Raw genomic sequence first — 12,764 nt, forward strand, 5'->3', positions numbered from 1 at the left:
TCAGACTACAAGCTATGTGAGCGGTTAAGTGGTGAAGGTGTATTTTGGTTTGGCTTCGATGTTGTCTTTGGTGCAGAACCAGTAGACACGATCTCAGAGGCGAACAACGCAAGTGCTAGCCAAAGGCCACAGATACCAACAATGCCGAGTAATCCTGCGCTACCCATCGGCAGTTCATAAGGGAATGCACCCACATCAAAACGGGGAATGGTTTGAACTTCCATCATGGTGACCCAACGTACCGCCCATGCTGAAACGATGGTCGCAAGCGCAACACAGATAATTCCTAGCTTACTTTGCGATAGGCGTTGTAGTGGCAGCACTAAGATCATGCACAGCAAAATGCTGGTGGTCATGATGCCTAAATTGATGCCCCAACCGTCGTTCTCATATAGGTTGAAGTGACCATGGTTAGATGCCCAAATCGATGTAAGAATGATGGCAAGACCACCCGTTAACGTAATGGTTCTTTGTACTAGAGCGAGGTCTGTTGGTTTTAAGTTTGGCTTGGCAGATGGCAACAAAGCCCAAATCAACAGCGTTAAGCCCGTTGCAGCAAAGAATGCGGTCGTAAACCAAAGCAGCGGAGAAGCCGGTTGATGCCAAAGCGGGCGGCTCGCCAAAATTGCAATCTCGGCACCTGTGTAAAGCGCGATACTTAAGCCTGATAACGCAGTTGCAGCGGCTAATGCAATCATCACTTTTTTCGATACCTGCCATTGGCCCAGTGTTAACCAAGACAGACGCTTTAGAAGTGGGTTTTCACTCTCTTTAAGCTGTGCGATGTCATCACGCAGGTAAACCCAAGCAGTCGCAACAGCCAGACCAGAAAACAAAGGTAGAAACAGAGAGCCTAATGACATCCATGACCAAGGTGTGATGTGAGCGTAGAAGTGCCACGCACGTCCGGGTTGGTGTAAGTCACCAGTGAGGGCTAATGGTCCAACAATCGCGCCAATGGCCATCACAAGCACAAGCGCTGAACGGAATTGGTGACTGGTAGAATTTTTGAATATCAGTGCAATCAAAAACAGAATAGCCGCCGCGTAAGCTGAACCTATGTAGAAGAAATACTGAACCGCCCACGGTAGCCAAGCGATCTCTTGAGCGGGAACTAACACCTCGGTGATATTCATGCTGTCTCTCCTTGTTTGCCTTGTGTCGCGATTGCCAAGTCTTGTTTGCTAGAGGATGAGTTATCAATGGCGGCTGGATCATAAATCGCAGGCTGACCTTCGATATGACTAACGAAACGCTCGTTCATGCCGATATAGAAAACATGAGGGTTGGTATTCTGCTCTGGCTTAAGCACCTTGATGTCGTCTTGGTTTTCATTGAGCAGACGGTTGATCTCGCTGTTTGGATCTTTAAGGTCGCCAATGACACGCGCGCCACCGACACAGGTTTCTACACAAGCAGGCAGTAAGCCGTCTTCAAGGCGGTGTGCACAGAAAGTACATTTGTCAGCGGTAAGGGTGTCGTTATTAATGAAGCGAGCATCGTAAGGGCAGGCTTGAACACAATAAGCACAGGCTACGCAGCGTTCGTTGTCGACCATCACTATCCCATCTTCACGCTGGAAGGTCGCTTGAACAGGACAAACCTTGATGCAGGGGGCGTTGTCACAGTGATTACATAGGCGAGGTAACATGAATGATTTCACGTCTTGCTGAGCAGTCGAACCATCATCAAGTGAGACTTCATACTGTTTTACTGTGGTTCTGAATTGGCCAATTGGTGCTTGGTTTTCAACGCTACAGCCAACAGTGCACGCCTGACAGCCAACGCACTTACGTAAATCAATCGCCATGGCGTAGCGTTTACCTATTTCGCCTTTGCGGTCAGGTTGGTTGTTATTGCGAATGACTGTGCTTGCGACTGCGGTGTTGATTCCGGCAATGGGAATGAGCGCAGCACCAGCGGAAACCTTACCGAATTGGCTGAGAAACCGTCTTTTCAATGAGTCCATGTTGGTACCTATAAATGGGTATTCTATCTGTTGGGATCATTGTCAGATTTTGGGCGTACGCGGGGTATTGTGGATTTCCACATACCCAGATCAAAGTTGATCTAGAACAAATGTGGTTTTACCAATCTAGCTGTTATGCTTTGTTTAAAGGCTCTATTTAACGTGTCTTCAATGCGTTATTTGAGTGTGAACATGCCGTCAGTGTGGAGAAAGAGATTTTAGTGACAGTCCGAAACCTAATATCAATCGTTAGCCTTTGTTGGTTGAGCCTAACTGCAGGAATGTGTTTAGCCGCTCAAACGGAGCAAGAGATTACAACGACAAGCACTGTTGAGTCAGAACAGGTTATTGAGGTCGGTGTGCTGGCTATCCGAGGCAAGCTTTCTGCGCAGCAGCGCTGGCAGCCGACGATGGATTGGTTGTCGGAGCGCATTCCCGGCAAACACTTTGTTCTCAAGCCTTTCAACTTAGAAGAGATGGCTGATGCGGTAAAAGGTGTTGAGGTCGACTTTGTCATCACCAACCCGGGTCAGGCGGTACGATTGGGTCGTCAATATGACCTCTCTTGGATGGCGACTATGACCAGCCATAACTTCGAAGATCGAAGCATCAGCAATACTCGAAGTATTGGTTCTGCCTTGGTAGTGAGAAGAATGTCACCTTATATCTCTCTAGAACAATTGAGCGGTAAGCCGATTGCGGCAGTATCTGAAAATGCATTTGGCGGCTATCTAACAATGCGTTATCAAGTGATGCAACAAGGGCTTAATCCCAACCATTTTTTCTCTAACACCCAATTTTTAGGTTTCCCGATCGACGCCAGTTTGTATCAACTGCGTGAAGGACATATTGAAGCGGCTGTCGTACCAAGCTGTTTAGTTGAGAACATGATCAGTGAAGGTTTGCTGGTGGCGGGGCAATATCGAATTATCGAGAATCAAGCGCCAGAAGGATTCCGATGCCAAGTGTCTACGCCGTTATACCCCAACTGGTCGTTCGCCAAAACAGAGCGGGCTTCTTCGGCACTGGCCAAACAGATGAGTCAGGTGTTATTTGCGATGCCTAAGAGCAGTGCACCGGCAATTGCAGCGAATGCATCGGGTTGGACGTCACCGACAAGTTTGCTCTCGATAGACAAGCTTTATCAACAACTCGACATGCACCCACTGCAACAACCTTGGTGGAAAGAAGCGTTAATCTGGCTCAAGTACAATCAACAGTGGGCATGGGCGTTCTTTATTCTTGTGGTGTTACTGAATGCTTACCACTTTTGGCTGGAATACAAATTCAGCCGCAGCAAAAAGCAGTTAGAAGCGACGTTGCACAAGCTGAAAAGCAAGAGTGAACAGCTAGAACATTCACAACGTATCGCAGTGGTTGGTGAACTTGGAAGCAGCTTAGCACACGAGATCAATCAGCCTTTGGCAGCGATTCGTAACTATAGCGAAGGTGGTTTACTGCGGATTTCGAAGAACAAACCGCTCACTGATATAGAGCCTGTATTTGAGAAGATCCAGTCTCAAGTGGATCGTGCAGATGCAATCATCCAGCGCTTGAGAAACATGATCAAAAAACGCTCATCAGAGAAATCTCAGACCGATATCGAGCAGCTGCTTACAGACACCATTGAGTTACTGCAATTTCGATTACACAAGCACAAGATAACCATTGAACGTTATGCTGTGGGCAAACCTATCAAGTTAAATGTTGACCCTGTGGGTTTGCAACAGGTGATTGTAAACCTGATCAACAATGCAACGGACGCGTGTAGTGCACAGCTGCATCGCGAACAAAGCGCTACGTCTGATATTGATAACAAAAACAGTGAGCCGGCGACAATTAAAGTGATTACCGAGTATCAACCGGATAAAATAATGTTGTCGATTATCGATAACGGAACGGGCTTAGATTTCACTGAACAAGAAGTGACTCAAGCCTTTGTGAGCAGCAAAGAAAACGGCTTGGGGTTAGGGCTCGCGATTTGCCAAGATGTTATTGAAGATCACAGTGGTCAAATGACGATCACGTCACTTACTCCACATGGGTGTCATGTTGCGGTGACACTGCCTTTCTCTCTTTCAAATGATTCATAAGGAATCTTGTTATGTCTGAACTTCATCAAAGGCTTCCTGTCTATGTGGTTGATGACGATGAGTCGATGCGCGACTCGTTGGTGTTCCTATTAGAAGAGCATGATTTCACTGTGTCAGCTTTTGAAGATGGGCCCAGCTTTTTGGACTCGGTGGATTTGAGTGCACCGGGTTGTGTGGTATTAGACAGCCGAATGCCAGAGATGAGAGGGCAGCAAGTTCATGAGTTGATGGTGAAAGCGCAGAGTCCACTGTCGGTGATTTATCTGACGGGTCACGGTGATGTGCCAATGGCGGTTGAAGCCTTACAAGCCGGCGCGGTGAATTTCTTTCAAAAGCCTGTTAAAGGTAATGAGTTAGCTGAGGCGATCAAACAAGGTTTGGACGCTTCTGAAAAGCACTTACACCTGAACGTGTATCGCCAAGCGTACGCGTCGTTAACCGAGCGTGAGATAGACATCCTCAAACAAATTATCGACGGTAAGCGTAACCAGAAAATAGCCGATGAATTGTGCATTGCAATGAGAACTGTGGAAGTACACCGAGCGAGTTTGATGAAGAAGTTTTCTGCGAAAACGGTCGCTGAGTTGGCATACATTTATGGGCAGCTTACCTAACCATAAATGTAAGAGATAGAGAGTGGAAAATCATTCCCTTTACTACTGATTTTCTAATGAGTGGTGGTCTTCATAAGTCATCGATATTGAAGCAAGATCACATCATTTATGGCGTGCATACGGATAGGTCTAAGTAGACTTTTTATCGTTATGTATTCCTGAGATACTGAACTGAGTTCATTTTAGGGCGGAACGTTTTAATAACGGCGCTTTTCCCTTTAATTCGAAACATTCACTATAGGTTGATAACTCCTCGATACTGAGGCTGATATCAGCCGAGTTAGGTTAAAATATTTTATGAGTACAATGGGAATCGCAATTGGTGCGACGGCTCTTTCGTTAATACTTGTCGCCGTGTGGCTGATCTCTTTATCGCTAAGAAAGCAGCGCTTGGAACAAGAACGTAAGGCTCGTGCTGTCGCTTACCGAAAAGCGATTGAAAAAGCGCGCATACAAGAGCAGAAAGAGCGTCACTTCAAAGCCGAAACCGGTCATGTACCGTCGATTCTGTATTTGGCAAAAGAAGCAGAACGTAACAATATTAAGGAAGCTCTGTATTGGTACGACAAAGCGGCGCAACTCGATAATGTCAATGGCATGTACGGCATTGTACGCCTAAGCATGAAGCGCAAAGAAGACCTCATTTTAAGAGAGAAAGCCAACTTTTGGCAGTTAGCAATCTCTGCTTTAGACAATGACGTATCGGCGAAATTCGAGATGGGCAAAGCGCTCGTCTTTGGTCGTGGAACCGATAAGAACATCCCTAAGGGTTATACCTATATTGAAGAGTCTGCGGCTGGTGGTAATACCGAAGCGATGCTGTTTATCGGTGACTGGTGTCTCGATAAAGAAAACCCAGACTACTCAGCTGAGAGTTCTGTCGAGTGGTACCAAAAGGCCGCTGAAAAAAACAACCTAGACGGCAAGATCAAACTCGGTATGAGTTACTTGAACGGTGTGGGTGTTGAGCCTAACCATGGTGAGGCTGTTTACTGGTTTGAGACAGCCGCAGAAAAGAACAGTGCAGAAGCGATGTTTAGAGCAGGCGAAGCTTGGATCGACCATGGTGAACACGGCAACGCCATCGCGTATATCTGGTTATTCCTATCAGCTCATTTTGGTTACTCAGAAGCCAAACATTTGAGAGATAAAGTAGGCGGGGAGCTTGGTGTGGATGCAGTCGTGGGCTTACAGGCTCTGACTAAGCCGATAATGACTAAGCTGACCCAAGAAGCAATCACTAAGCACTCAATCATTAAAGCGCTCAACAAGCTCTACAAGCGCAATATACCGATTCCTAAGAAAGTAAAAGAAGCGTCTGATGAAGAAGGTGAGGCGCTAAATGTAGATGCGAGCCATTTAGAGACTCAAACGGTGAGTGCTCAAGATACGAATGTTGATTACAGCCAGCAACCTAATACCGAGCAAGCATCAACAGAGATACAAACGACACCAAATAGTGATCCTCTAGATTTCAGTCAGTCTAACTGGAACAGAAACCAGTAAATTGAACTCATTGGTTGTGTACGGTTGATAGGTCGTTTTAGCTCTAATCGAGAAACTCAAGACAACAAAAAGGGAAGCTGATGCTTCCCTTTTTATTTATCTGCTATTTACTTTTAGAGCTTAGAGCTTAGAGCTTAGAGCTTAGAGTGAAAGCCGAATACCTAAGAGCTTATTAAGCTTTGTTTTGCTCAGCTTTACATACAGCCGCAGTGAACACGACGTCTGTCGAGCTGTTCAGCGCTGTTTCAGCTGAATCTTGAATCACACCAATAATGAAACCAACCGCTACAACCTGCATCGCTACATCGTTAGAAATACCGAATAGGCCACACGCTAGTGGGATAAGCAGCAGTGAACCGCCAGCAACACCCGATGCGCCACATGCTGAAATTGCAGCAACAAGGCTTAGTAGAATCGCAGTGAAGATATCAATCTCAATACCCATTGTGTGTACAGCAGCAAGTGTTAACACAGTGATGGTAATTGCAGCACCCGCCATGTTGATCGTTGCGCCTAGAGGGATAGATACAGAGTAAGTATCTTCGTCTAGGTTTAGCTTCTTACAAAGGTTCATGTTCACTGGGATGTTTGCAGCACTTGAACGAGTGAAGAATGCCGTTACACCAGATTCACGAATACATTGCAGTACAAGTGGGTATGGGTTCTGTTTTGTTTTTGCAAATACAAGCAGTGGGTTAACCACAAGTGCAATGATCAGCATTGAGCTTAGTAGAACCGCTAGCAGTTGACCGTAGCTTGCTAGTGCATCGAAGCCCGTTGTTGCGAATGTTGTCGAAACAAGACCAAAGATACCAAATGGTGCAAGACGGATAATGAAGCGAACAATGTGTGAAACACTGTGGCTAAGGTCTTCGAAAACCGCTTTGGTTGTTGCAGATGCGTGGTGCAGTGCAAGACCAAGACCGATTGCCCAAGCAAGAATACCGATGTAGTTCGCGTTCATTAGTGCGCTAACTGGGTTATCTACAAGCTTGAATAGAAGGGTATGAAGAACTTCCGCGATACCTTGAGGAGGGTTAGCACCTTCAGCGCCAGCAACCAGTGTCAAAGTGGTTGGGAACATGAAGCTCAGTACTACAGCAGTCAGTGCAGCAGAGAACGTACCAATCAGGTAAAGCACAATGATTGGACGCATATGAGTATGCTGACCTTTCTTTTGGTTTGCGATAGAAGCTGCAACAAGAATGAATACTAAAATTGGGGCAACAGCTTTCAGAGCACCAACAAACAGACTACCTAGTAGGCCTGCATCTTGAGCTGCTGAAGGAGAAACCATGGCGAGAACGACACCGAAAACAATACCAGCAAGGATCTGTAGAACGAGATTTCCACGAGCGATGCGGGCGAGCATGTTGTGATTTTGCATAAAATACCTGCAATTGTTAATTTATTATAGTGATGTATCTTTTTATAAAGTTGTACCAAATCCGACTATACACTAGTGGAATGGGCGGTCATATTAGCGGGATCTAAGAGGGTGTCTAGGAATAGTTTACTTTTAGGGTGATTGTTTGCGCTACGTGGTGTTTTTAGAGCTAAATGTTAAATTAATGTATTTTGATTGAGCTATAAATCTGCAGAATGACATTTAATAGACTCAATATACTGTAAATTTGGAAATGTAAACGGCTATTGGTAAGAACATTGTGTGCATAAATAGTCACACCAAGACCAAATTGAAACAAAAAAAACCACGTGTTTAACACTATGGGGCTAAGCTTGTCTCAAATACAGCTTATAGTCGTTAACTTAAAGGTTTAGTCAGAAGCTTTTTTTAGATTTCGACTTTCTGATTGAACGGTTCTGTACATCTTCGAAAGTTGCTTACTGTTAGCACGTTGCTCTGCCAATGAGGCTCCATTTCTGGCTTGCTCTCGCAATAGCTTTTGATAGTTATTAAATCGTCTTTCAGACAACTCACCACTCTCAATGGCTTTGCGTATTTTGCATCCAGGCTCTGATTCATGATGGCAATCAGAGAAACGACAGTGCATAGCTAACTCTTCGACATCAGAAAAGGTTTCACTCACGCCTTCGGCGCAGTCTGCAAGTTGCAACTCTCGCATTCCTGGCGTATCAAGCAGTAAGCCGCCCGATGTTAGCAAGTGAAGCGAGCGTGATGTGGTTGTATGACGGCCTTTACTGTCGTCTTCGCGAATACCACCCGTGGCTTGTTGAGTTTCACCGAGCAATGAGTTTACTAACGTAGATTTGCCTACACCAGATGAGCCCATCAAAGCGACGGTTTTACCTGTTTTACACCAAGGTGACAAGACTTGAGTTGAGTCTTGATCTAGGCTGTTTACCGCTTCGATCATCAGCATAGAATCTAAGCTTTGCACTTGTTGTACTTTGTCTTCGTAGTCGTCACATAAGTCTTTCTTGGTGAGTACGATAACCGCTTCAACCTGTGCTTCATTGGCGAGCGCTAGGTAGCGTTCGATACGGCTTAGATTAAAGTCATTGTTTAACGAAACCACGATAAAAACCGTGTCGATGTTGGCTGAGATATATTGTTCTGCGACGCGACTGCCAGCTGCTTTACGGCTGAAGAGCGATTGACGTTCGAGCAAACGGTCGAATTGCAGCTCAGAGTTCAGGATTACTCAGTCGCCAACCGTCATTGCGGGTTGGTTTTGATGGATAGGCAGAACGATTTCGCCTTGTCCTGACGCCAGTGTATAGCCGCTGCGATGGTGCGCGGTAATACGAGCAATGACGGAATGGTCATAGTCTTCGAGTGTCAGTTGTTGTTGGAATACAGGTTGCCATCTAAGTTGTTGAAGTGACATTGGATGAGAAAATGCGTTTTGTGAATTCATGTTTATTTACCCAGACGTGCGAGCTTTCTTTTCTTGTGAGAGCGTTAAAGTTAACATCTTGTGAGATCTCAGGTTGTTGACGAGACCAAAAAGCGTTGATGAGATAAAAGCATCGAGACGTCAAAAATGTTTTGAGTTTGGGTCGAATTCAAATAGATAGGACCCCGGATTTAGTTATGCGTTGTTAGGCATGCAGGTATTGATCACTTACAGATCAATAGTAAACCGGGTAAAAGTGTGCGGTAGCCAGTCGATGGCTTAAGTTGGTCGTTCGAGATTAAAGTTTGCTTAACCAAACAAATTAACGCGTTACTTTTACTGCCAGTTTTAGTGTTTTCATTACAATCATCTTCTCTTCTCCTTGGTTATTAATGTGGTCAGGCTTTGAATAAAAAGCGAGCTCAGTTTAGCAAAAAGCCACGATGGCGAGAAGTCATCGTGGCTTAATTTATTTCATTGATTGTGAATCCGATTAGTGATGATCGTGATTCATCTTTTTCATGCCACTCATTACTTTCTTAACTGGCGCTTCAAAGATTTGCGTTTCACCGTTAGCGAAAGTCAGAGTCATCTCGATCTGTTCACCTTCTTTTAGACCATCTTTTAGGTCGAACAACATAATGTGCAGGCTGCCTGGTTTAAGTACCGCTTCACCATTCGCAGGGATTGTGATCTCTTGAACTTGGCGCATCTTCATTACGTCGCCATCAACGATAACATCATGAAGCTCTACCTTGCCTGCTGCGGGTGTAGTTGCAGAAACGATAGCGCGATCTTTATCGCTGTGGTTCATCAGAGTCGTGAATACAGCGCTGTTCACTGCTGAAGGCGGTGTTGCACGAGCGTACGCGTCGTGAACCATAATGTCGCTACTAGCCTGAGCAAAAGGGGTGAGCAATAAGCCTGCTAGAGCAAGTGCTTTTAACTTCATGTTGTTGTCCTTAATTTTTATGTTTTTGGTCTGGGACCTGACTTTTTGTTCGAACTTTATTAGTTAAGTTCTTTGTTTTTACGTTTTACTGCGTCAGCTTGTTGATAGCCTCAACAATTGGTGCTGGCGTTAACGTATGCGGCACTTTAGTAATCAAGGTGCCGTCGGGCTTTAAAAAATAGAAATATGAGCTGTGGTCAAGGGTGTATTCCAACTCTGAACCTTCCAGCTCGGTCTTTCTGAAAATAACACCGTAGTTGTGTGCAAGCGTGGTTGTCACATCTAACGGACCACTTAATCCTTCCATCATTGGGTGGAAGTATTGTGCGTATTCGTATGAGGCTTCTGCTGCATCACGCTCAGGGTCTAGAGAGACAAACATCGGGCGAATCTTGGCTTTTGCTTCATCAGAAACTTGGTTAAGAGCTCCGGCTAACATCGCTAGAGAAGTCGGGCACACATCTGGGCAACGTGTGAAACCGAAGTAAACGATACGAATTCTGTCATCGGTTTGGTCAAAGATTTCGGTTGGCTGGTTATCTTTGCCGAAAAGGGTTGTTGCAGAGAATTCTTGTTTTGCAGCGTGTTGTTCTTGAACTTCGTTTTGCCCATCAAGATAACTTTTAACGCCAAAGCCAAGGACAAAAGCGACAACCAATGCTAACGACCAATTTCTACTCATCTTGCCATCCTTATTGCCGGATTTACAGTATCGACACCATCAGTGAGCTCACCGATCCATGTCATCTTGTCTAAAGTACATACAGGTAAAATTACATCACCTTCATAGGTATTATTGCCCATGTTTTTTAATTGAAAACGTGCCGAGCCCATTTCCATCTCTAAACCTGTAAGCGACAGCATTAATGTGTCAGAGGCTGCACCTTCCCAAACTACCTTTATCTTTGTGGGTAGAAGAGGCTGCGCGGTTTCTCGGTCAAGCGACATTGAAATGGATTCCTGCTCACACGATGTGGTTGAAAGCATGCAGTAATCATCCAAGTTGACGTCGGCAGTTGAATGCTCCATCGCTGATTTAAACTGCTGAATTGCTTGCGGCCCATAAAAGCCTGCCACGAGAGCGATCCCAACAGCAGCAACCTTTAATGCAGAGTGCATGTCGTGTTCTCATCTAATTTTATAAGAGCGGCGATGTTATCATACCCCTCAATACGTGCTTGTATCAAAAAGCAATTTTGTGCGTATGGTAGAACTAAAAAAGCGAAGCCATTGGCTTCGCTTTTGTCTGTTTAATAGATATGTGAGCTTAGTATTTCTAAGTTCTATCTATTCTGAACATGTTCCAGAAATACGTTGAATGATTAGTCAGCGTTACGCTCTGCGAACTTCTCCAGGCCTAAAACCAATGCAATCGCAGCAAACATCATCACAATCGCCATGACCAACTGAGAAGGCTGAGAGGTTACCGCTTCAAAATCAAACGGTGATAGGTTTTCTTGAATCAGAGGAACTTGTTCACCTTTTGAGTTTGTGCGCCAGCTGATGGTCTCTTTCCAAGGCCAGATCTTAGGCAGCGTACCGATCATCAAACCGGTTAAGAACACTAATGTGAAATCACGGAATGAACGCAATAGCCAAGACAGTACGTGTGAGAAAGTCAGCAGTCCGATCACACAGCCCGCAAGGAATAGCGCAAGTACATCGACTTGAAATGATTTAACGGCGCCAAGCACGGGGCCATACATGCCAATCAGGAGCAGAATAAAGCTGCCTGAAATACCGGGTAAAATCATCGCGCAGATAGCAATCGCACCCGCAATCAATACGTTGATGCTGGTTGGCTCCATTTGCAGCGGTTTAAGCACGGTAATGCTATAAGCGAAAGCAACGCCAAGCAGTAAAAACACGAATCGAATCATATCGCGCTTCTCTACTTGCTTAAGAATATGGAAAACCGACACCAAGATCAGGCCGAAGAAGAAAGACCACAGTGGAACAGGGTGAGTGACCAATAACCAAGAAATCAGTTTTGCAAATGTCGCAATGCTCGTGAATACGCCTGCGAACAATGAAATTAGGAAGAAACCATTGATGTGGTTAAACGCGGCTTTGAAGCCTTCGCGTTTCCATAAGCCAAGTACGCTAGGGTTAATTCTGCGAATGCTTTCTAGCAGCGTATCGTAGATACCAGTGATGAATGCGATGGTTCCTCCCGACACGCCAGGAACAACGTCTGCTGCGCCCATAGCCATGCCTTTGAAAAAAGTACTTAAGTAGTTCATTGCTTCATAGAGTTGAGGATGATTTTGTGCAGTATACAAACTTTAGTGTAAAAAAAGTATGAATATGCTTTTGGGGAAAGGCTTTTATTACTCTATTAATTGTAACGCAATAAGTTGAAGTGAATATTTGCCTAACATTTAGATAACAACCACTTAGTGATTTGTCATTAAGAGCAGAGATGAAACTGATCTCTTATCGATATTGCATCTTGGTTGCATTATGCAAATGCACTTTGCAATTCGCATGATAAATTCATGGTTTTTATGCGATGCAGGGCTTATAAAACGTCGAATAAAAGTTGGCACGCTAACTGCATTATATACATTGACCCTTCTTAAGCCGAGGGTCACCTAGCCAACTGACGTTGTTAGTGAACTTATGATTTGTTCACAAATATATAGAGCCAATCGCGATTATTGCGGTTGGCTATTTTTTTGTCTGTCGTTTGGTGATTGTCTTTTTTCTTTTCCAGTTCCTACATGTTTAAGCTGTAAACTTCAGATGAAAAAAAAGCCAGCCACCATCGGTGACTAGCTTATGTTTTTCTCGAATCTCGAATCTCGA

General features: G+C 44.8%; 10 protein-coding genes and 1 pseudogene. 3 read left to right on the top strand and 8 right to left on the bottom strand.

What is annotated here, in order from left to right:
• Nucleotides 1-5: 5 nt before the first annotated feature.
• Together nrfD and dsrO are read right to left on the bottom strand one after the other, a co-directional pair.
• Nucleotides 6-1,136 carry an NrfD/PsrC family molybdoenzyme membrane anchor subunit gene (gene nrfD / locus AB4484_RS03380; protein WP_372076441.1) on the bottom strand — a complete coding sequence of 377 codons (1,131 nt, stop codon included), beginning with the start codon at nt 1,134-1,136 and terminating at the stop codon, nt 6-8.
• On the bottom strand, nt 1,133-1,969 hold the full coding sequence (dsrO, locus tag AB4484_RS03385) for a sulfate reduction electron transfer complex DsrMKJOP subunit DsrO (protein WP_372076443.1): 837 nt from the start codon (nt 1,967-1,969) through the stop codon (nt 1,133-1,135). The genes nrfD and dsrO overlap by 4 nt, the downstream gene beginning before the upstream one ends.
• Nucleotides 1,970-2,190: 221 nt before the next feature.
• On the opposite strand from dsrO, the gene AB4484_RS03390 reads away from it, so the two are divergent.
• The 3 genes from AB4484_RS03390 (at nt 2,191) to AB4484_RS03400 (ending at nt 6,182) form a co-directional block, all read left to right on the top strand.
• Nucleotides 2,191-4,062, top strand: a complete 1,872-nt coding sequence (locus AB4484_RS03390) for a PhnD/SsuA/transferrin family substrate-binding protein (protein ID WP_372076445.1) — start codon at nt 2,191-2,193, stop codon at nt 4,060-4,062.
• Nucleotides 4,063-4,073: 11 nt separating this feature from the next.
• Nucleotides 4,074-4,676, top strand: coding sequence for a response regulator transcription factor (locus tag AB4484_RS03395; RefSeq protein ID WP_372076447.1), 603 nt, complete (start codon nt 4,074-4,076; stop codon nt 4,674-4,676).
• 297 nt (nt 4,677-4,973) lie between these two features.
• A complete protein-coding gene (locus tag AB4484_RS03400; protein ID WP_372076449.1) occupies nt 4,974-6,182 on the top strand; it encodes a tetratricopeptide repeat protein in 1,209 nt (402 codons plus the stop codon).
• 172 nt (nt 6,183-6,354) lie between these two features.
• Here AB4484_RS03400 and sstT read toward each other — a convergent pair whose 3' ends face one another.
• The 6 genes and pseudogenes from sstT to AB4484_RS03430 form a co-directional block, all read right to left on the bottom strand.
• On the bottom strand, nt 6,355-7,569 hold the full coding sequence (gene sstT / locus AB4484_RS03405; protein ID WP_048609829.1) for a serine/threonine transporter SstT: 1,215 nt from the start codon (nt 7,567-7,569) through the stop codon (nt 6,355-6,357).
• Between the two features lie 391 nt (nt 7,570-7,960).
• Nucleotides 7,961-9,025, bottom strand: a pseudogene (gene rsgA / locus AB4484_RS03410) (ribosome small subunit-dependent GTPase A).
• Nucleotides 9,026-9,497: 472 nt separating this feature from the next.
• Entirely contained in the window at nt 9,498-9,956 is a 459-nt protein-coding gene (locus tag AB4484_RS03415) for a copper chaperone PCu(A)C (RefSeq protein ID WP_372076451.1), read from the bottom strand.
• Between the two features lie 85 nt (nt 9,957-10,041).
• A complete protein-coding gene (locus tag AB4484_RS03420; RefSeq protein WP_372076453.1) occupies nt 10,042-10,638 on the bottom strand; it encodes an SCO family protein in 597 nt (198 codons plus the stop codon).
• Nucleotides 10,635-11,075, bottom strand: a complete 441-nt coding sequence (locus AB4484_RS03425) for a hypothetical protein (RefSeq protein ID WP_372076455.1) — start codon at nt 11,073-11,075, stop codon at nt 10,635-10,637. The genes AB4484_RS03420 and AB4484_RS03425 overlap by 4 nt, the downstream gene beginning before the upstream one ends.
• Before the next feature lie 203 nt (nt 11,076-11,278).
• Complete coding sequence (locus AB4484_RS03430; RefSeq protein ID WP_017064236.1) at nt 11,279-12,199, bottom strand: DUF368 domain-containing protein; 921 nt, start codon at nt 12,197-12,199, stop codon at nt 11,279-11,281.
• Nucleotides 12,200-12,764: the final 565 nt, after the last annotated feature.

This window comes from Vibrio sp. 10N.261.46.A3 (assembly GCF_041472995.1).
Lineage (GTDB): Bacteria > Pseudomonadota > Gammaproteobacteria > Enterobacterales > Vibrionaceae > Vibrio > Vibrio coralliirubri.

Excerpts from the sequence above, each read along its gene's own strand:
- AB4484_RS03420 (WP_372076453.1), bottom strand. The coding sequence starts at position 10,638 with ATGAGTAGAAATTGGTCGTTAGCATTGGTTGTCGCTTTTGTCCTTGGC.
- AB4484_RS03400 (WP_372076449.1), top strand. The coding sequence starts at position 4,974 with ATGAGTACAATGGGAATCGCAATTGGTGCGACGGCTCTTTCGTTAATA.
- AB4484_RS03395 (WP_372076447.1), top strand. The coding sequence starts at position 4,074 with ATGTCTGAACTTCATCAAAGGCTTCCTGTCTATGTGGTTGATGACGAT.
- AB4484_RS03425 (WP_372076455.1), bottom strand. The coding sequence starts at position 11,075 with ATGCACTCTGCATTAAAGGTTGCTGCTGTTGGGATCGCTCTCGTGGCA.
- nrfD (WP_372076441.1), bottom strand. The coding sequence starts at position 1,136 with ATGAATATCACCGAGGTGTTAGTTCCCGCTCAAGAGATCGCTTGGCTA.
- AB4484_RS03415 (WP_372076451.1), bottom strand. The coding sequence starts at position 9,956 with ATGAAGTTAAAAGCACTTGCTCTAGCAGGCTTATTGCTCACCCCTTTT.
- dsrO (WP_372076443.1), bottom strand. The coding sequence starts at position 1,969 with ATGGACTCATTGAAAAGACGGTTTCTCAGCCAATTCGGTAAGGTTTCC.
- sstT (WP_048609829.1), bottom strand. The coding sequence starts at position 7,569 with ATGCAAAATCACAACATGCTCGCCCGCATCGCTCGTGGAAATCTCGTT.
- AB4484_RS03430 (WP_017064236.1), bottom strand. The coding sequence starts at position 12,199 with ATGAACTACTTAAGTACTTTTTTCAAAGGCATGGCTATGGGCGCAGCA.